We start from the raw sequence: 20,618 nt of genomic DNA on the forward strand, positions 1-20,618 counted from the left end.
ACGGCTAAACGTTTTTACTTTCCGGAGGCGCCTTAAAGGCGCCTCCGTTTCCTGATATCAATTAGTGGTTTTGCAGCGTGACCGTCACTCCCATCTGAACGAGGATTTCGGTATTCAGGCTTTCCATCTGGAAGGACTGATACTCCACTCCGCCAACGTTAACCGTGCCACCGTCTGTCCAGTTGCCCGGGTCTATATCGTTTGGCAACAGGTCGCTGAGATTGACCCGATCGCCTTTATCGCCCTTCACCATCAACTGGTTGAAATCGTTATCGTGGAACAGGTTCTGAGAGGCGTTTTCCAGCACATCGCCCGCGCTCAGCGTCAGTGTGTTGTTACCTGTTCCCGTAATATCGAACACTTCCATTGACTGGATTTTGTTGGTCAGCGCGCTCATATCGAGATGCTGATCCGCACCCAACAGCTTCAGCGTGTCCGTCCCTTCTCCCCCCTGGATCACCGCGTCGGTCAGGCTGGCCACATCACTCACCTGATAGAGGTTGTCCGCCGCGTCGCCATACCAGACATCGCCCTGGTTATCCGCCAGGAATTCACCCGGCGTGACGGTTTTCGCCGTGCCGCTCACCACCAGGTTATCGATACTGAAACCAAACCCGGTGCTGCCTGACAGCTCCTGATGGTGGATTTCCATCCGGTAAACCGGCGTCTCCTCCGGATTGTTTAACGACACATGGACGTTACGGTTGCTGATCGGCGCGTTCACAGGCTGAGAATCAATTACATTGCCGTTGATGTCATAGAACGTCACCACCGTAGACGGCCCCGCAAATCTCGGGTTGAAATCGAAATCGACGGTTTTGGCGCCATACTGGAAGTCGACAAACATGCTGGCTTCCATCCCGCCATCTGTTGACGAACTAAACAGGTACAGGCTGTTTGTGCTTCCCGCCCCGATAGTCTGTCTGTTGAATTCGTAGTCAGCCGTACTGGTATCCGTCGTGTGCGAGAAACGCATTCCGTGCACCCACTGGCCCGCATTGATCGCCGTAAACTCATCAGCTGATTCAAAGTTGTTGGTGCTGGTAAAGTCGCTGGTACGGTAGTCCGAGCTGTTACCCGCCGCGTCCACAATGGCTGCCCCGACCGGAATATCGGTATAACCGCCCGGTGGCAGGCTCAGCGTCACGTTACCGTTCGCGATATCCGCTGCCGTCAGCGTGTGCGTGACAGAGACATCTCCGACCTTCACCAGAACCGAATCACCCGCCGTCACGTTGCTGCCCGGCAGCGTGACGGTGACATCGTTACCGCTCCGCACCACGTCGGTCGGGGCGTCCGGTGCAACCTGATCCACCACCACGTTCTGCGACGACTCGGTGTAGTTACCTGCCGCATCAACAACACGGGTCAAAATGGTCCAGTCAGCGCTGTGTCCCTGCATGTCCACATAGGCCCACATATCGCCGTCGACCAGCGCTTCCTGCCAGGTCGTGCCGCCATCAACGGAGACAAGGACTTTGTCGCCCGCGTCCAGCGCAGCCGAGAGATGGCCGGTGACCAGGCTGCCAGGGCCGCTGTTATTGGTGATGAAGTCCGCATCGCTCACGCCGGAGTCTTTGCTCAGGCCGTCAGCCACCGCACTGGCCGTTGGCGCTTCGGTATCAATGGTGATTTTCCAGGAATCGCTCGGCGCGCTTCTTACGCCCGTCGGGCTCTGGAACACCACGTTCATATCTAGCTCTGTCCCGTTATTCTGCGGCGGTAACGTGTAGTTCCAGCTGCCGTCAGGGCCAACGGTGACGGAGTCAATCAGAGTCGTGCCGTCGTAAATAAACACGACGTCGCCCGCCACACCGGTACCGCGCAGGGTCGGGGTGGTATCGTCCGTAACATCCGGGTTCGCCAGGTCACCCTGAACCAGCCCCACGTCATCCGTTACGCCATCAAACGAGCCGGTCGGGACGCGGGTATCGAGCGTCAGTTCAAACGGTGCGGTTTGTGGACCGTCACCGGTGCCGGTGTTTTCACTGGCGGTGATCTGATATGTGCGATCCGCCGACAGCGCCGGGTTGACGGTGTACTGCCATTGACCCGTTGTCGGATCCGCCACCACGCTGTCAACCAGGTTTCCGTCAACGTAGACTTTCACAATGGCACCAGGCGTAGCGCGGCCCACAACGGTTGGCGTCGTGTCATCAGTGTGGCTGCCGCTGGCCAGGTTGCCCTGAATGCCACCTTCATCATCCACAACGTGGCTAATCGAAATCCCGTTTCCACTGGTATCCACGATGAAGTGGATAGGGTCGGATGCAGGTCCGACGTTGCCCGCCTTGTCTTCAATCGAGACTTGCCAGGTGTAGTCGCCGTCCGCCAGTGCAGGCGCCGGGGTGTAGCTCCAGTTGCCGCTGGCATCAACCGGTACACGCACGGTGGTGCCATCGCCCAGGTCGATAATCGCCGTACCGCCCGCTTCACCCTTACCCCGGTAGGTCGGAGTGTTGTCATCGGTCGTACCGTTGTCGGCGATAATCCCCGGCGTGCCGAAGTCGTCCCACAGTTCAACGTCTGTCGCCTCGCCCGGTGCGACGGAATCAATGTTGATGACCCACTCGCCCGTTTTCGGGCTGCGGTTGCCGGTAGCATCTTCCGCTACCGCACGGAAGCGGTGCTCGCCCTGTGCCAGCGGCGTACTAAATTCAATTTTCCACTGTCCACCCGTTACCACTGCACTGCCGATCGGGTCAGGGTTCGCACCGTCGTACAGGTAAACGGTGGTACCGTCCTGACCGGTACCCACGATAGTTGGGCGGTCGTCGTTGGTGGTACCGTTTTGCTGTACGGTGCCGGTGTGAGACTCAACATCGTCAATCACATCGGTAATTGCCGGCGCTGTAGGGACACCGCCAACCTGCACGTTAAAGTTAAAGTCCTCAGACGACTCAGAGCGCAGGCCAGCCTGATCCTCCGCAACAACGCGGACGTTATACGGACCGTTAGCCAACCCCGGAGACGGTTCCCAGGTCCAGGAGCCGGTTTCAGTGGCGCGCACGGAATCCACCACTTTCTCGTTGACGATGATGTAAACGAGGCTATTTTCTTCAGCCGTACCGCTGAAGGTTGGCGTGTTGTCATCGGTGGTTTCACCTGCCGCCAGGTTGCCGGTTCTGTCGCCAACGTTATCGAAAACGGTATCGATGGTCGGTTGTGCCGGTGGCGTGGTGTCAACGATAAAGCCGATAGGATCCGACGGTTCGCTGGCGTTGCCTGCCGGATCGGTAATGACCACCACCGCTTCATGTTCGCCTTCCGGCAGCGGTTTTTCTGGCGTCACTTCCCAGTTGCCGTCTTCACCCACAATCGCAGTGCCCACCACTTCGTCGTCGATAATCAGTTCAACGGTTTCGCCAGGCACGGCACCGCCGCCGCTGAATACCGGCTGAGTATCATCGGTGACATCGCCATCGTTAATCGGGCCAGTGATTGGGCCGACGTCATCTTCCACACCACCGATCACCGGTTTTTCCGGCGCAGTCAGGTCAACGATAAAGCCGATCGGATCGGACGGCTCGCTGGCGTTGCCTGCCGGATCGGTGATCACCACCACCGCGTTGTGCTGGCCTTCAGCCAGTGGATTTTCCGGCGTCACTGCCCATTTACCGTCTGCACCCACCACCGCGGTACCCACGACTTTATCGTCGATGATCAGCTCAACGGTGTCGCCCGGCGTGCCGTTTTCACCGCGGAATACAGGCAGCGTGTCGTCAGTGGTGTCACCGTCATTGATTGGGCCAACCACCGGACCGACGTCATCTTCCACCTCACCAATCACCGGTTTTTCCGGCGGGGTGAGATCGACGACAAAATCAATAGGATCGGACGGTTCGCTGGCGTTGCCTGCCGGATCGGTAATGACCACCACCGCTTCATGTTCGCCTTCCGGCAGCGGTTTTTCTGGCGTCACTTCCCAGTTGCCGTCTTCACCCACGATCGCAGTGCCCACGACTTCATCGTCGATAATCAGCTCAACGGTTTCGCCAGGTACGGCACCGCCGCCGCTGAATACCGGCTGGGTATCATCGGTAATATCGCCATTGTTAATCGGGCCAGTGATCGGGCCGACGTCATCTTCCACGTCACCGATCACCGGTTTCGCTGGCGCAGTCAGGTCAACGATAAAGCCAATCGGATCGGACGGCTCGCTGGCGTTGCCTGCCGGATCGGTGATCACCACCACCGCCTCGTGCTGGCCTTCAGCCAGTGGGTTTTCCGGCGTCACTGCCCATTTACCGTCTGCCCCCACTACCGCGGTACCCACGACTTTATCGTCGATGATCAGCTCAACGGTGTCGCCCGGCGTGCCGTTTTCACCGCGGAATACAGGCAGGGCGTCATCAGTGGTGTCACCGTCATTGATTGGGCCAACCACCGGACCGACGTCATCTTCCACCTCACCAATCACCGGTTTTTCCGGCGGGGTGAGATCGACCACGAAATCAATAGGATCGGACGGTTCGCTGGCGTTACCCTCAGGGTCGGTGATGACCACCACCGCTTCATGCTCGCCTTCCGGCAGCGGTTTTTCTGGCGTCACTTCCCAGTTGCCGTCTTCACCCACGATCGCGGTGCCCACGACTTCATCGTCGACAATCAGCTCAACGGTATCGCCAGGGTTCGCACCACCGCCACGAAAAACAGGCTGGGCGTCGTCAGTGGCATCGCCGTTGTGGATAGGGCCAGTGATCGGGCCAACGTCATCCTCAACTTCGCCGATCGTTGGTTTGCCAGGACCTGTCGGTGGAGGGGGAATAACGTCGCCGTTATCACCGCCGTCGTTACCGCCACGGTTATGGCGAATAATGGAGCCGATGCCAATCGCCGCACCAATCGCCGCTAATGCACCCAGTGCCAGCAAGGCAGGGGAAAACGCGGTACCCGCAACCGCCAGACCGTCAAGGCTGGCAATCGCGCCTGCGCCCAGCGCTTGCGCAGAGGATTCACCGTCCAGCAGGAAAGCAGCTTCGTGGTCATCATCACCGTCGGTGGCGATGTATTCATGCCACTGACCATCTTCCCCTTTACCGACCAGTTCACCCGGATTATCAAAGTAGTCTTCGATAATCAGCTGCGGCTGATCTTCATCAGTGCCTTCCAGCATGATGAACAGGTCCTTACCGACACGTTTCAGGGTAATGTTTTCTGGCGCAACGCCGTTTTCCCCTTCAGCAAGAATGTACTTTGCATTCGGGATGGCTTTAATTTTGACGGCACTGCCTATTTTTTCACTGCGCAGAACGTCGGCTTTGACAATCGTATTTTTATCAACGACTGCAATATTTACTGGCTTGAGATTCATTCGCTAAATTCTCGTGTAAATAATCGATCTGTGTCTGCGCAACGCGCCAGACGCACTTCCATACGGGATTCTTTCCCTGGCTGACGCTATCTTCCTGTCAGAGCGACGGAGTCTTAATAAGACCTGTCGCAAACGACCAGGTTAAGGTTGCAAGGAGACGTAATAAAAGGAAGGATCCGTTACCTGGCAGGCCAGGCAGGGCAGCGCTGAGGAGGAAAATAAAGTCTCAGTTAAAGACAAGTCTTAGCCAAATTTGCATTGACGGGATAGAGAATAAATTTTTCCTTTCCCGATTCAGGACAACCAGGAATGTCAGGCAAAAAAGTCATTGTCATGGACGCCAGCCCACTGCTTCGCGCTGGACTCCAGGGCTTATTATCAGAACATGGTCATCAGATTGTTGCGCAGTTTGGCACAATGGAAGAATTGCTGGATAAACATTCGTTGTTCAACGCCGACTTGATAATAATGGAGCATCTGCAACAACAGCCAGACGTGTTTTCTTCTCTGGCTCAGTTAATAAAAAATATCCCTGATACACAGGTAATGATTTTATCCTCATCATCCAGTGATTTTCACATTCAGCTTAGCAGGAAGGCGGGAGCTGCCGGCTATCTTAATAAAAACAGTACGCTGGACAACATCGTCCGGACTGTCAATAAAGTCGCATCCGGCCAGTTCTGTTATGGCAATGAACTGAGACTGCACCGGACAAAATACCCGCGAGACGCCTCGTTGTTGTTATCGCTATCCCATACTGACATCTGTATCTTGCGCTACATTTCTGCGGGCTACAGCAATCAGGTCATTGCCGGCATAATGAATATAAATAATAAACGCGTCAGCGCTTATAAAAAGCGCATCATGCTGAAATTTAAAATATCCAAATTGACTGAACTGGTGGATCTGGCAAAACGTAATTATCTCTATTGAACAGAAATGACGCCGGGAAATGGCTAACGACCACGAAACTCGCGACGATAGCGGGAAGGTGAGGTATTAAGCTGCTTTTGAAAGTGGCGCCGTAAAGAGGTCGTGGAAGGGAAGCCGACGCGTTCGGCAATATCTTCCACTGGCCGATCGGTTTTTTCAAGAAAGCGCTGGGCAACGAGAATGCGCTGGTTCAAAAGCCAGTTTGAAAAACGTTCCCCCGTCGTTTGCTGAAAGCGGCGGGTAAAGCTCCGGCGGCTCATGCAGGCTTTCTCCGCCACGCAGTCCAGCGTGATGGCCAGCTGTAAATTCTCTGTTGCCCAGGCCAGCGCGTCGGTGAAGTGATCTCCACGACGCGTATTCTGCACCGGCAGCTCCACAAACTGCCGCTGCCCGCCCTGACGATGAGGCGGCACCACCAGCAAGCGCGCCACGCGGTTGGCGACATCCGCACCCCACGCCTGTCGAACCAGATGCAAACAGCAGTCGATACTGGCTGCCGTTCCTGCTGACGTCACAACATCGCCATCATCAATGTAAAGCACATCTTTATCCATCTGCACTGAAGGATAAAGACGCTGAAAGTCCGCCGCCCACCGCCAGTGCGTCGTTGCCGGACGGTTTTCCAGCAGGCCTGCGGCGGCCACCACGAACGTGCCCATACACAACCCAACAATGCGGGACCCGGCCGCATGCGCGTTTTGTAACGCCGTTAACAGTTCAGGCTCCGGTGCATGCTCAGGCACATCCCAGCCCGGCACAATCACCATATCCATCCCGGCTAACGCATCCAGACCTCGGTCGACCACGATGGAAAAACCGGCATTGGTTTTAAGCGCGCCGGGTGTAGTGGCACAAACCACGAGCTGACACAGGGCGTCACCCTGCGGCGTCAGTGCTTTCTCAAACACGGCATAAGGCACCGAAAGGTGAAAAGGAATAATGCCTTCAAAGACTACGATACCAATTTTCAATGTCATGACCGCCTCCGTAAGCCAGCCAGTATAGAGGGCTGGCTGGCCACAGGGATTTCAGTTCGGTCTTATTTTTCCACCGCCAGCGCCATCACCTGATCCGTGGTCATGATTTCAGCAAAGACATCCGCGACGCCTGCCAGCGCTGCACGCTGCAGCGTGTCGTGATCCACCACGCCCCCCTTCCCGTCATCCAGATCGCGCGTGGCTGTCGCATCTTCCGGAATAATCACGCTATAACCCAGCGGTACAGCATCACGTGCAGTCGATGAGATACACATATGCGTCATCAGGCCCGCCACGATGACCTTTTTAATTCCCTGTTTCTTTAAGCGGGCATCCAGATCGGTGCCCACGAAAGCGCTCGGGGTCTCCTTGGTAATAATGGTGTCCTGCGCAGTCGGCTGCAGATCCTTATGGAACTGGGCAAATACGGAATTCTCAGCGAACAGCGGCGTACCGTTTTGCTGCGGGCTATTTTTTGTTATGTGGCGCACAAAGTAGACCGGCATCCCTTTTTGGTGTGCATACTCGACCAGCTTTTTGTTTTTCAACAGCACATCCGCGCCATCCGGGATAACCATCCGGCCACGGAAGTCCTGACCCGCGTAATATTCATTCTGAATATCCACCACGATTAACGCGGTTTCAGATGCGGATAAAGACGTCGTAGCAACAGCGCCTGACATCGCGCGAATTGTTTTTGTATTCACCTGATTTGTCTCCTGTGCGGTGGCCTGGCTGGAAAAGGCGCTCATCATGCTCACCAACAGTGCGGTACGGAAAATCGTTTTCATAACAAGAACTCCCTCTGTGTTGTGTTCGGGAAGCATTATTTCGTATTGACGTAAAAGACAGGAGTCACCTGAAGAACGAAAAACGGTACTTTTGGGCCAATATAAAAAGGATTATCCCGTCGTTCCTGCCGAGCAAATATGCCAGAAAAACCCACCACTCTAATTTTCATGTCATTGAAATAGCGCTATTTTCCGCTTATTGACCGGCGGGTAATATCGTTGCAGATATGGTATAGTTATGCATAATATTCATGCCTGTGTTCATCAGGCAAAGCCCTTTGAACCAGGATGATAAAATGAATAGCGTATTAATCGTGGATGACCACCCGGTTGCCCGTCTGGCGGTGAGAATGTTGCTGGAAAAAGACGGGATGACGGTGATCGGCGAGACTGATGATGGCCTTAAGGCATTACAACAGGCACGTCAGTTACTTCCGGATTTGGTTATTGTCGATATCGATATTCCTACAATCAATGGGATTAACGTTGTTCAGCGACTCCGTGCGAATGATTTTAAAGGCGGGATCCTGGTTCTGACGGGTAAGGATGACGATCATTATATTAAGCGTTGTGCCGGTGCGGGTGCCGATGGGTTTATTAGCAAGCGCAATAATCTGACGGAACTTCATGACGCTATCCGTGCAATCAAAAGTGGCTATGGTTTTTTCCCGATTAATCGCGCCCGCCAGATTGCCGCAGAGGATATTCCGCTGGATGACAAAGGGAATATTGCCAGTCTGTCGGACAAGGAACTGCAGGTTCTGCATTTTCTGGCAAAAGGAAGCCGGATTGTCGATATCGCCGGGGAAATGATGATCAGTGATAAAACGGTCAGCACCTATAAAAGCCGCCTGATGAAAAAGCTCGATCTTAAAAGCCCGAAAGACATTTATGATTTTGCCCTGCGCAACAAAATAGAATGAGCCAACACCGGGTCTTAAAGGGAAAAATGTGACGGAATCCCCTTCGGCGGCACGCCCGCTACGCATACTGACTGTAGACGATCACCCGGCAAGCCGGCTCCTGCTCAGGCAGCAATTGATCCGCCTGGGGTATGAGGTTGTCGAGGCAGAAAACGGCGAACAAGCCCTTGTGCGCTGGAGCGAACAGCAGGTTGATATGGTCATCACCGATTGTAATATGCCGGTGATGGACGGGCTAACCCTCACCCGGCTGTTACGGGAACGGCAGCAAAAACCGTTAATTATCCTTGGTCTCACCGCGAATGCTCAGCCCGAAGAGCGTAGTCGCTGTATTGCCGCAGGTATGGACGACTGCCTTTTCAAACCGCTCAATCTGAAGCAACTGGAGGCGGGTCTACAGCGCGTGTCCCCAAAAGAGGCGACCACAAAACTTGCTGACCCGGAAGGCCTCGGCCAGTTTATCCATGTGGACAATCTTCGGTCGTTAACCGGCGAGGACAATACCTTATTGTTCACCCTGCTGAATGCCACGCGGGATGAAAACCAACGCGACATGCAACCCTGCCTTACGCTGGCCCGTCAGGGCGACTGGGCAGCGCTGGCGTATCACGTACATCGCCTGGCCGGTGCCGCCGATATCATTGGCGCAACTGCGATAGCGCAGCAGTGTCGCAGTCTTGAAAAGGCATGCGAAGGGACAACGCTGCCCGTCGAGTCTGAAATTGTGCCCCGCCTCCAGACCCTGCTCAGGGACGTCGCGGCGCTGAATCAGGCGATTACAGCCTTCACCACACCACGCTAACCTCAGGTTTACTTTTCCTCACACGCTGTCGAGCGGGCGCCTGCGCCTGGCCTGTCCTGTTTTTCACCGACAAGGACTACACGCCTATAGTCCTTCCCTTACACGCCTATCATCCTGCCCTCATGTATCTCACTGACCTGGAATTTATATAGTGACCCCGTTGTCACCATGGCAACGTTTTTGAAATAAAGAAGGTTGCCATGTTAAATAATTTATTTGAGACCACTACAACAGAACTGCGTTTTCTTATTCTGATGCTCTTGCTGATCAACCTCACGGGCGTTTTATTTTTATTATTCACGCCTCATTAATTAAAAGGTATTCCTTGTGAAAAAAACATTTCTTATTCTGCCTGTGCTCACGGCATTAACCATGACTGCGCACGCTAAATCATTGACGCAGTCCACCCTGTCTCTGGAACAGGCATCTGTACTCGCCAGCGAAGCCGTTAAATCGTGCAGCGCTAAAGGCTATAACGTCAGCGTAACGGTTGTCGATGCTGCAGGCCTCACCCGCGCGGTACAGCGTATGGATAACGCCGGGCCACACACCCTGACAGCCAGCTATCAGAAAGCGTTCACCTCTGCGTCCAGCGGAGCGGCGACCAGCCAGCTTCTGGAAAACTCAAATAAGTACCCGGCGGCGAAAAACCTCGGCGATATCCCTGGTTTCTTATTACTGGCTGGCGGCGTACCGGTTAAAGAAAATAACGCCACCATCGGTGCCATTGGTATTGGCGGCGCGCCGAGCGGTGATATTGATGAAGCCTGCGCACTCGACGCTATTAAAAAGCTGAAATAAGTAAAGCTATCTGTCATTTATCGGAAAGATAAAAAAGGAACTTATTATGAAAGTAACGCCACGTGTTTTATTCGCCTCTGTGATTTCACTGTGCGCTTCCGGCCCGGTACTGGCTGCCGAAAACGTTAAAGAAGGCTATTACGGCGCCCTGAACCTGATTGACACCCATCAGAAGGCCAAGAGCATGAACCTGAGCGAACGCCCGGGGATCGGTTCATTTGTGGCCGGGGACGAAAAAGAGCACAAGCTGAACGGTTCCGTGGCCGCTGGCTATCAGTTCGGCAATAACTGGCGTACCGAAGCGGAATATGTGTTTAAAGAAAAAACAGAATTCACCAGCGGCTCTTCCACGTTTGCGACCAGTTTCAACCACATGAAAGTTGATTCTGAACGTGCAATGCTCAACGTTTATCGTGACTTTATGATCACCGACAAATTCGCCCTGTACGCAACGGCGGGTGCTGGTGTGGCGAAAGTGAAAGTGGGTGGCTGGCAGGGTAATGACACCCGCGAGTTTGCTGGCAACACGCAAACCAACTTTACCTACTCCGTGGGTGCTGGTGCGTCTTATGAAGTTATTGACGATCTGACCCTGTACGCCACTTATCGTTATGTCGATATGGGCAATATAGAAAGCGGCCGTAACACCTTTGTTAACGCCCGTAATCAGCAGGATGAAAACCTGCGTGGACGCCTGGTGAACAATGAATTTGTATTCGGCGTGCGCTACGTCCTGTAAGGCACGTTGACAGACAGTTTCATCACCCTCATTTCAGGTATTTTTCCTCTCTTTTATGCCACTTTGCCTGTCCTTACCGCCTCTCTGCCGGGCGGTAAGGTTTTTTTTGCTCAAGAGCGCTCACGATCGAATTTCCCTTCGGTACGCTGACGCCCCTCATTCCGGCACCACCTCCACGCTCGCCGACAACCCGGCTACCAGCTCAATCCCCTTCGGCAATGCATCAATATGTATGCGCACCGGGACGCGCTGCGCCAGCCGCACCCAGCTAAACGTCGGCTCGACGTCGGGAAGCCCAAGCCCGCCCGTCTCATCGTTGTTATCACCGATCCCATGGCCGATGCTCTCAACATGCCCGGCAATCACCGGTTCATAGCCCATCAACACGATATGCGCCGTGTCCCCAACGCGAATATGGCGAAGTTTGGTCTCCTCGAAATACCCCACCACCCAGAAACTGTGCGCATCGACGATGGCGACCTTAGTCTCCCCCGCGGTGGCATAGTCCCCCGGGCGAAGCCGCAAATGGGTGATATAACCCGAGACGGGAGCCCGTACGGTGGCGTGGGACAAATTAAGCTCGGCCAGCTCCAGCGCGGCCAGCGCACCGTGATAATTCGCCACCGCGACGTTCGCGGCGCTGCCCGTTTGCTGTAAATCCTCGCTGGATATCGCGGCTTTAATCTGTGCGCGTCGTCTGGCGGCATCCTGTCGCATCACCATCTCATGCCGTCTGGATTCCACCTCCGCCTGCGCGCTGGCCACCGCCAGCGTGAGCCAGTGCGGGTCGATAGCGTAGAGCACATCGCCCCGGTTAACCCACTGGTTATCCCGGACGGCCACGCGGACTACCGGCCCGGATACGTCCGGCGCAATCTGTACCACATCCGCCCGTACACGGCCGTCGCGGGTCCAGGGCGTTTGCGCATAATGTTTCCACATCATAAAAGCCAGAAGCGTGGCCGCCGCGACGGCACATAACGTCAGCGCATAGCGACCGACCAGAGAGAGAAGTGATTTCATCTAAATAACCCCAGCGCGGTCAGGCCCTGCATCAGCAGGAAAAAGGTGACCAGATAAGTTGAAACGTCCAGCAGCGGGCGAAAAGGCAAACGACGGTAGAGCCTGCTGAGCGATAAAAGCGCGATGAGTGCCAGCGTGCACGCCAGCGCCGCGAGCGCGGTGACAAGCAGTCCCGGGATAAAAACGCCCCCGATATTCAGATCATTGACCATCGTCTGCCCTCCGTAATGCGCAATGTAAATCCACCAGATGGCCGACAAACTGGCGCGTTTGTGCATCTGCGGCAGGCAAACAGAGGCGGATGTGGTCGGCGATGTGTTCACGCAAGGCGTCGGTGTCGTTCAGGTGATACAGGCGCGCGCTGATCTCTCTGCTCGCGGGCATACCGCAGCGGCGTAAATGCATCACCGAAAGGCCGATGCGCAGCGCGCGCAGCAGCGGGTTAAGCACCTGCTCTGAGGCACGTCCGCTGCGCTGCAGGCGCGGCAGTAACAGGGCAGCGCGGTCAATCATCAGATTGGTCCAGTGCGTCTCATCCAGCAGAAGCTTGCCCTTCACGCTGCGACGAATATCGCGCTGGCACAGCGTGTGCAGACGTGCGATGGCCGCGTCGGCCTGCACGGTTTGCAGCAGGCTCATGCTGATAACAGCAAAGCCGGTTGCGGCAAACAGCGCAATGGCGGTATTGGCCGCCGTGGCAAAGTCTCCGCTGTAGTGGGCACCCAGCTCGCACAATACCGGCAGCGTCAGGGTGATCCCCATTGCCATAAACGTGGTGGGAGGACGTGCCTGAAGCGACCCGGCCAGCAGATATACCGGCGCCAGCACGGCCACCAGCACGGGGAAATCGCTCACCTGCGGAAGCAGCGCAAAGCTGTACAGCAGGCTAATTAATACGCCCCAGAACGAGCCAATTATGTATTTCACAATGTGCGGTGCCGGGGTGTCGAAACTGCCAAACAGCGTGCAGCAGACCCCAAGGATAGAGACCGCCGTGCTGCCATCGGGCCAGGCGGAGAAGATCCAGACCAGGCAGCCGCTCAGGATGATGGCGAACGCGCCCAGCGCGGTGCGGGCGGCAGTAAGAGGATCGCGGTGAAAAACATACCCTTTAACTGCCCTGCCCGCTGTCAGTCCGTGGGCGGGCTTCGCATGGTGGATGGCATCAGAAAGACGTTCGCACTGCTGCAACAGCGTAATGGCCTGCGTCAGATAACGGACAAAACTGGCCAGCAGCGCGTCGTTCATCGTCCGGGCCTGTGCAGCGTAGCGCTCTGCGAGCTGTTCACTGCGTGCTATTAACGCATCTGCCGTGCTGTGGCGTGCAGCATCTTTATCCCCCAACCAGGCCTGAACGTCGTCGAGCAATACCTGCAACCCGGCAGGCACCGTCGCCGGTAAGCGATCGCGTAATTCACAGTTAACGATGACCAGCCGCGCCAGTCGGTCATGGATAGCCTTTCTGCCCTGCCGCACCGAAGCAGACAGGGCAAAATCATACGGAATATGGTGGCTTATGCCCTGCAGAAACTGCAGCGCCAGCGCCAGATGCAGCGGGTCTGAAACCGCGACGGGTTTGCCTGCGAGGGTGTCATCCACCCGCTCACGCGCGGCGTGCAGGGTTTGCGATAACTTACTGTTGAACAGGCCGGAGATACGCGCGGGTAACACATAGCGATGTATCAGCGCCGCGCAGAAGATCCCAATGACAATCTCCTGCACACGGATAATCGCGATATTAAAAATCCCGCCGGGGTCGGATACCGCAGGAAAACCAATCAGGCTCGCAGTGTACCCGGCCAGCACAAAGGCATACGCCCGCGGGGTGCGCTCCAGCAGAGATAAATAGAGGCAGAACGTGATCCAGCTCGACAGCATCACGCTGCAGAGGATCGGCATATTGACGAAGACAGGCACGATCGCAACGGTGGCGCAGGCCCCCACAACGGTGCCGGCCAGACGATAGAGACTTCTGCTCAGCGAGGCCCCCACCGACGTCTGCGAAACGATATAGACGGTAATAATGGCCCACGATGGACGTTCGAGGCCTATCGACAGCGCAATGTAGTAAGCGAGCATCGCCGCTGCAAAACTTCTCGCGGAATAGAGCAACGCACTGGCATCGTTACGCAGCACGGGAGATAAGCGCTCACGCATGGCGCGCCACGAATGAAAATGAAAAGCGTTTAATGTGTTCATGCCAGAATTATTACTGGCTTGCGAACTCGCTTAAATACTCTATTCTGTCAAAAAATACCTAAATGTTGCCAGAAACGTGAAACCTAAACTTGCCAATACGCTCTTCGACCCTGACGCCACCGCATGCCCGGCCGTAGCCCGACATCTGGATTTCGTGGAGTACGCCGCGGAAGTGCCGGTGCACACCCACCGTAAGGGGCAGCTGATTATTGCTTTGTATGGCGCGGTGATTTGTCATGCGGAAAATGATATCTGGATCGTGCCGCCAGACTGTGCCGTCTGGATCCCTGGCGGGATCGCACACAGCGCCAAAGCGACCTGGAATGCTCATCTCAACTATCTGTTTATTGAGCCCGGTGCCGCCGCGCTGCCGGAGAAATGCTGCACGCTGGCCATTTCCCCGTTAATCAAAGCGCTGGTTGACCGTTTGACGCATGAACGCGTTGATTATCCGCCAGAGAGCCATGCCGCGCGGCTGACCAGAGTGACGCTTGATGAGCTCGCCAGCATGCCGCAGCAGAAGCTGAGCCTGCCCGTTTCAGCCCATCCCAAAATTCGCGCCATGGCCGACGCGCTGGTCAGCCATCCTGACGACAGAAGCACCCTGAAAGCATGGGCGAAACGGCTGGCGCTGAGCGAGCGCTCCTTTGCACGTTTGATGGCGCGCGAGACCGGGCTGAGCTTTGGCCGCTGGCGTCAGCAGCTGCAGTTGATTATTGCCCTGCAGGAGCTGGCAAGCGGTGTCCCGGTCCAGAACGTGGCGACAACGCTTGGATATGAATCCGTGAATGCGTTTATCACCATGTTCAGGAAAGCCATGGGCACCACGCCCGCGCACTATTTTGCCGAACGAAAAGTCAGCGGCCGTTAACCCGGCCCTTCGCTGCCTGCAGCAAGCAGAGGAACCAGCACATCGCTAATCGGAACGGGAATACCGTGAGCACGACCATAGCGCTGGATCACGCCGTTGCGGATATCCCACTCCATGGGACGGTTGGCCTGACGATCGGCGAGGATAGACGTGCCTAAATCGGCAGGTGCGCGCTGGAAATTCGCCAGGATCTCCTGCGCAACGTCATCGTACAGCACCGCGCCTTCTGCTCGGGCCACGGCAAGCCCTTCGCGCAGATACGCCAGCGCCAGCTCGCTGATATCCTCACGGGAGAACATCCCGGCACGACGATTCGCAAGCACCATCAGGCCTGCAACCGCATTTTGCAGCAGCTTGCGCCATGCGACGGTAAGAAAATCTGCCGACAAGTCTACCGCGCAGCGCGTGCCGTTCAGCGCATCAGCCACCCGTTTTGCCTGCGGCACATCCGGCAGCGTCAACCGCGGACTGGCGCGCAGCCAGACGGAGGCATCCGGCTCACGCTGCGCCGGAAACCAGACCACCGACGGCAGTACCGTCGCGCCATTGACCCACGGTGCCAGCTGGGCCTTTTGCTCGACGCCGTTTTGCAACGCGCAAACCACCGTGTTTTCATCGCACAGCGCGTTCAGCCATCCCGCGCTGTCGGCGTTCTGGGTCGTTTTCACTGCGATAAAAACCAGATCGTACGGACGATCGATGACCGTCGGATCGGTTAATACCGGACCGGGTACCACGATTTCACCCTCATCGTGCCGCAAACGTAATTGCGGATGTGCGGTACGTCCGCACAGTTGCGGCGTGCGGCCAGCCTCATGCAGCACCGCAGCGATAGTGGTTCCGATTGCACCGGGTCCAATCAGCGCAATGGTTGGATAGTCAGACATTGTTAACTCCCCTGGTCGCTAAAGCCCTAATCAGTGTGCCGTGGCGTTCAGCATAGCCGCCACACGTCCCTTTATACCACCGCCTGAAGTGGGAGCCATACCCGTTGTCTATACTCATTTCATCTACGACAACGGAGTGCACCATGCCATTACCCGATTTCCATTCCTCTGAACCTTATACCCTTGGTATTGAACTTGAACTGCAGGTGGTTAACCCGCCGGGGTACGATCTGAGCCAGGACTCCTCCGCCCTTATCGCTGCCGTCAAAGACGACATCAAAGGCGGGGAAGTGAAGCACGATATCACCGAGAGCATGCTCGAAATCGCCACCGGCGTGTGTCAGAACATTGATCAGGCCGCCGCACAAATCTCGGTGATGCAGCAAAGTATTCTGCGCGCCGCTGCGGAGCAGCATATTCAGATCTGCGGCGGTGGGACGCACCCTTTCCAGAAGTGGCAGCGTCAGGAGGTGTGCGATGACGAGCGCTATAACGTCACGCTCGAACGGTTTGGCTATCTGATTTTGCAGGCGACGGTATTCGGCCAGCACGTGCATGTCGGGTGTCGGACCGGTGACGACGCTATTTATCTGCTGCATGGTTTGTCGCGCTTTGTCCCCCACTTTATCGCTCTGGCAGCGTCCTCACCCTATATGCAGGGTACGGACACAAAGTTCGCCTCGTCGCGACTCAATATCTTCTCGGGATTTCCGGATAATGGACAGATGCCGTGGGTGAACAACTGGCAGGAGTTCGAAGGGCTGTTTCGTCGTCTGAGCGCCACCAGCATGATCGACAGCATTAAAGATTTGCACTGGGATATTCGCCCCAGCCCGCATTTTGGCACGGTCGAGGTGCGGGTGATGGATACACCGCTGACGCTCGGCCACGCGATCAACATCGCCGGGTTGATTCAGGCGACGTCTCACTGGCTGCTGACCACGCGGCCCTATAAGCATCAGGAAAAGGATTTTCTGCTGTACCGCTTTAACCGTTTTCAGGCATGTCGTTACGGGTTAGAGGGCATTCTGACGGACGTGCAGACTGGCGAGCACAAAACCGTGGCGGAAGATATTGGGTGGCTGCTGGAGCAGGTTGCGCCGTCGGCCGAGAAGCTCGGCGCGACGAGCGCGATTAAGGAAATAGCCCTGATGTTAAAACAGGGCAAGAGCGAGGCGCAGCGCATGCGCGATTTTATCGCAGACGGCGGTTCGCTTATTTCTCTGGTTCAGAAACATTGCGAGCTGTGGGCGACGAGTCCGTAAGGCGATGCCCCCACTCACGCAGGCGCTGGAACAGCACAAACAGCGCCGGGATAAACAGAATGCCGACCACGGTGGCCACCAGCATCCCGCTGAACACCGTGGTGCCAATGATGCGGCGGCTCTGCGCCCCTGCCCCGGACGCCAGCATCATCGGCAGCACACCGATAATAAATGACACCGCCGTCATCATCACCGCCCGGAAGCGGCGGGAGGCACCTTCACGGGCCGCATCGACAATCGCCATCCCCTCATGACGCCGTGCGCGGGCAAACTCGACGATCAGGATCGCGTTCTTGGCCGCCAGCGCGATTAACAGTACCAGGCCAATCTGCACATACACATCGTTGGCGTATCCCGCGATCCACAGCCACACCAGCGCGCCCCCGATGGCGAACAGGACTGAGAGCATCACGCTCGCGGGCAGCGTCCAGCTCTCATACTGCGCGACAAGGAACAGCCACGCCATAACCACTGCGGCCAGGACAATCCAGATGGCCTGATTTCCGGTCTGCTGCTCCTGATAAGACATCCCGCTCCAGGCATAGTCGTACCCGGCAGGCAGGTTTTCCGCCAGAAGCTCGCTCATCACGGCCATCGCCGTGCTGCTGCTCACGCCGTCTGCCGCCGACCCGCTCACTGACACCGACGGGAACTGGTTATACTGCTGCAGGAACGGTGCGCCAACGGTCGGGGTAATCGTGACAAGATTACTCAGACGCACCCGCTCACCGTTATTGCTGCGCACGAACAATTCGCTGATTTGCCCGGCACGCTCGCGCCACTGCATTTCGTTCTGTACCACCACGTGGTAGACGCGGTTGTTAACGCTAAAATCCCCGGCACGCGTGCCGCCAAAGGCGGTTTGCAGGCTGCTGAAGATGCGCGAGACCGGCACGTCGAGGCGGGCAGCGCGCTCGCGATCAACGGTCAGCGTCAGCTGCGGCACGTTGCTGCTCCAGGTGGTAAACACCCGGTTAAGCTGCGGATGCTGGTTAGCTTTTATCAGAACGTTGCGGGTAACGCGTTCCAGCTCCGCCGGGCTTTGCCCCGCCTGGGCCTGAATACGCAGGTCGAAGCCGGAGGCGTTGCCCAACCCCGGCAACGTCGGCGGGGCGAAGGTCATGATGGTCGCTTCCGGCAGCGCCAGCAGCTGACGCTGCAGCGTTCCCATCACCTCATCAAGCGGCGGACGCTCCCCCCATGTCTTCAGCATGATGGAGATAAACCCGCCGTTAGACGCGCTGGTACCGTTGAGAATGTTAAAACCGGAGACCTGAATCACATCCTCGACCGCAGGGTGTCTGGCGATAAGCTCCCGCGCGGTGGTCATCACCGCTTCGGTACGCTCCAGCGACGCCGCTTCCGGCAACTGCACGCTGGCGAAGAAGTAGCCCTGATCTTCCTGCGGCAGGAAGCCCTTTGGCATCGACATAAAGCTGAACACCACCACGCCCGCCGCGCCGGCCGTTGCCAGCAGCACCAGCCACGGACGAAGGTTAATGCAGTTAACGATGCGGGTATAAACGGTGCGCGTGGTATCCAGTCCGCGGTTGAAAACGCGGTAAACCGCGGCTGGCTTCTTCGGGCGCGGGCGCAGCAACAGTGCACAGAGCGCTGGCGTCAGGGTCAGCGCCACCAGGCTTGAGAGCGTGACGGCGGTGGAGAGCGTGACCGCGAACTGGCGATACAACTCCCCCACGATCCCCGGCAGCAGCGCCACCGGCACAAACACCGCCAGCAGCACCAGGGTTGTGGCAATCACCGGCCCGGCAATCTGGCGCAGCGCCTGTGCGGTAGCCGCCGTGCGGCTTTGCCCTTCCGCCATTAGCGTTTCAACGCTCTCCACCACCACAATGGCGTCATCCACCACCATGGTGAGTGCCAGAATAATGGCGAACAGGCTGAGCGTGTTGGCCGAATAACCGAGGGTATAGAGCACCGCAAAGGTGCCGACCAGCGACACTGGAATGGCGAGCGCCACAATCAGCGTCGCACGCCAGCTCTGCAGAAATAAGGAAACCACCACCACGACGGCGAGCAGGGTCAGCGCCAGCGAGACGCCAATCTCCTTGATGGTCGCGGCGACAAAGGTGGTGGTATCGAATTTTACTTCATAGGTCAGATCGTCCGGGAAGCGTGCCGAAAGTCGCTCTAGCTCCGCGCGAACCGCATCGGCTACGCGCAGGGCGTTGGCGGACGGCGTAGGGTAGATGCCAAGATAGGCCGAGTCATGCCCGTTCAGCTGGGCGCCGGAGCTGTAGCTGCGCGACCCCAGTTCAATCGTGGCGACATCTTTCAGGCGCACCAGCTGGCCCATCTCCCCTGCACGGATAATGATGTCTGCAAAGTCCTCAGCCTGATTTAAACGCCCCAGGCCGTTAATCGTCAGGGTTTGCTGCTGGCCGTTAAATACCGGCGGCGTTCCGACCTGGCCTGCCGCCCCCTGGACGTTCTGCTCGCGTAACGCCTGAGCCACGTCATCGGTGGTCACGTTCAGGGCGTTCATGCGATCCGGACGCAGCCAGATACGCATGCTGTAGTCGCGCGCGCCAAACATCTGCACCTGCCCGACGCCCGGCAAACGCGCCAGCGCTTCACGCACCTGCGTGCTGGCGTAGTTACTGACGAAAAGCGGCGTGTGGGTATTGTCCGGTGAGTAAAGGCTTACCCCCATCATCAGATTGGTAGCGCGTTTACGCACCTGCACGCCGTTTTGCTGCGCCTCGGTGGGCAATTGCGCTACAGCCTGCGCCACGCGGTTTTGCACGTCGATGGCGGCCAGATCCGGATCGGTCCCTGCTGCAAATGTGATGTTCAGGCTGTAGGCACCTTCATCCGAACTGGTGGATTCCATATAGAGCATGTGATCCACGCCGTTAAGCTGAGTCTCCAGCGGCGTGGCAATGGCTTCCGCCACGTCAGCCGAACTGGCACCGGGCCAGCTGGCGGAGACATTCACCACCGGTGGGGTGATCTGCGGGTACTGCTCCACCGGGATAATCTTCAGCGCGATGGCACCCAGCAGGGTTATCACCAGCGCAATCACCATCGCGAAGCGCGGGCGTTTGATGAAAAACGTCAGCATGATGGCTC

General features: G+C 56.8%; 15 protein-coding genes. 7 read left to right on the forward strand and 8 right to left on the reverse strand.

Going from position 1 to position 20,618, the window contains the following annotated elements; all coding sequences use genetic code 11:
- Positions 1–61: 61 nt before the first annotated feature.
- Positions 62–5,314, reverse strand: a complete 5,253-nt coding sequence (locus BJP35_RS10455) for an Ig-like domain-containing protein (RefSeq protein WP_086463082.1) — start codon at positions 5,312–5,314, stop codon at positions 62–64.
- A 309-nt stretch (positions 5,315–5,623) separates the two neighbouring features.
- Here BJP35_RS10455 and BJP35_RS10460 point away from each other — a divergent pair, with 309 nt between their 5' ends.
- On the forward strand, positions 5,624–6,247 hold the full coding sequence (locus BJP35_RS10460; protein ID WP_047744057.1) for a response regulator transcription factor: 624 nt from the start codon (positions 5,624–5,626) through the stop codon (positions 6,245–6,247).
- 23 nt (positions 6,248–6,270) lie between these two features.
- Here BJP35_RS10460 and BJP35_RS10465 read toward each other — a convergent pair whose 3' ends face one another.
- Both BJP35_RS10465 and BJP35_RS10470 read right to left on the reverse strand, forming a co-directional pair.
- Positions 6,271–7,224, reverse strand: coding sequence for a GlxA family transcriptional regulator (locus tag BJP35_RS10465; protein ID WP_025204763.1), 954 nt, complete (start codon positions 7,222–7,224; stop codon positions 6,271–6,273).
- Between the two features lie 62 nt (positions 7,225–7,286).
- Complete coding sequence (locus BJP35_RS10470; protein WP_025204764.1) at positions 7,287–8,015, reverse strand: cysteine hydrolase family protein; 729 nt, start codon at positions 8,013–8,015, stop codon at positions 7,287–7,289.
- Positions 8,016–8,311: 296 nt separating this feature from the next.
- On the opposite strand from BJP35_RS10470, the gene BJP35_RS10475 reads away from it, so the two are divergent.
- The 4 genes from BJP35_RS10475 to BJP35_RS10490 all read left to right on the forward strand — a co-directional run bounded on the left by BJP35_RS10475 (position 8,312) and on the right by BJP35_RS10490 (position 11,280).
- A complete protein-coding gene (locus BJP35_RS10475) occupies positions 8,312–8,938 on the forward strand; it encodes a response regulator (RefSeq protein ID WP_032681506.1) in 627 nt (208 codons plus the stop codon).
- A 28-nt stretch (positions 8,939–8,966) separates the two neighbouring features.
- Positions 8,967–9,740 (forward strand): response regulator, encoded by a 774-nt coding sequence (locus BJP35_RS10480; protein ID WP_086463083.1) that lies wholly within the window; start codon positions 8,967–8,969, stop codon positions 9,738–9,740.
- A 327-nt stretch (positions 9,741–10,067) separates the two neighbouring features.
- Positions 10,068–10,541, forward strand: a complete 474-nt coding sequence (locus BJP35_RS10485; protein ID WP_020885120.1) for a heme-binding protein — start codon at positions 10,068–10,070, stop codon at positions 10,539–10,541.
- Positions 10,542–10,587: 46 nt separating this feature from the next.
- Positions 10,588–11,280 carry an outer membrane protein gene (locus BJP35_RS10490; protein WP_020885121.1) on the forward strand — a complete coding sequence of 231 codons (693 nt, stop codon included), beginning with the start codon at positions 10,588–10,590 and terminating at the stop codon, positions 11,278–11,280.
- Positions 11,281–11,436: 156 nt separating this feature from the next.
- Here BJP35_RS10490 and BJP35_RS10495 read toward each other — a convergent pair whose 3' ends face one another.
- The 3 genes from BJP35_RS10495 to BJP35_RS10505 are packed head-to-tail and all read right to left on the reverse strand — an operon-like array spanning position 11,437 to position 14,460.
- Positions 11,437–12,303: an HlyD family secretion protein gene (locus tag BJP35_RS10495; protein WP_020885122.1), complete on the reverse strand. Its 867-nt coding sequence runs from the start codon at positions 12,301–12,303 to the stop codon at positions 11,437–11,439.
- Positions 12,300–12,515, reverse strand: coding sequence for a DUF1656 domain-containing protein (locus tag BJP35_RS10500; RefSeq protein WP_020885123.1), 216 nt, complete (start codon positions 12,513–12,515; stop codon positions 12,300–12,302). Before BJP35_RS10500 ends, BJP35_RS10495 begins: the two co-directional genes overlap by 4 nt.
- Positions 12,505–14,460: an FUSC family protein gene (locus tag BJP35_RS10505; RefSeq protein WP_086463084.1), complete on the reverse strand. Its 1,956-nt coding sequence runs from the start codon at positions 14,458–14,460 to the stop codon at positions 12,505–12,507. Before BJP35_RS10505 ends, BJP35_RS10500 begins: the two co-directional genes overlap by 11 nt.
- Before the next feature lie 118 nt (positions 14,461–14,578).
- On the opposite strand from BJP35_RS10505, the gene BJP35_RS10510 reads away from it, so the two are divergent.
- Entirely contained in the window at positions 14,579–15,373 is a 795-nt protein-coding gene (locus BJP35_RS10510; RefSeq protein ID WP_020885125.1) for a helix-turn-helix domain-containing protein, read from the forward strand.
- Here BJP35_RS10510 and BJP35_RS10515 read toward each other — a convergent pair.
- The gene (locus tag BJP35_RS10515) at positions 15,370–16,260 is read right to left on the reverse strand and encodes an oxidoreductase (RefSeq protein ID WP_020885126.1); all 891 of its coding nucleotides are present in this window, start codon (positions 16,258–16,260) and stop codon (positions 15,370–15,372) included. The two genes, BJP35_RS10510 and BJP35_RS10515, sit on opposite strands and share 4 nt — an antisense overlap.
- A 143-nt stretch (positions 16,261–16,403) precedes the next feature.
- On the opposite strand from BJP35_RS10515, the gene BJP35_RS10520 reads away from it, so the two are divergent.
- The gene (locus tag BJP35_RS10520; protein WP_040016833.1) at positions 16,404–17,525 is read left to right on the forward strand and encodes a YbdK family carboxylate-amine ligase; all 1,122 of its coding nucleotides are present in this window, start codon (positions 16,404–16,406) and stop codon (positions 17,523–17,525) included.
- On the opposite strand, the gene BJP35_RS10525 is transcribed toward BJP35_RS10520, so the two are convergent.
- A complete protein-coding gene (locus BJP35_RS10525) occupies positions 17,476–20,610 on the reverse strand; it encodes an efflux RND transporter permease subunit (RefSeq protein ID WP_086463085.1) in 3,135 nt (1,044 codons plus the stop codon). The genes BJP35_RS10520 and BJP35_RS10525 overlap by 50 nt on opposite strands.
- Positions 20,611–20,618: the final 8 nt, after the last annotated feature.

It is taken from the genome of Enterobacter sp. J49 (genome assembly GCF_002148625.1).
Taxonomy (GTDB): Bacteria; Pseudomonadota; Gammaproteobacteria; order Enterobacterales; family Enterobacteriaceae; genus Enterobacter; species Enterobacter ludwigii.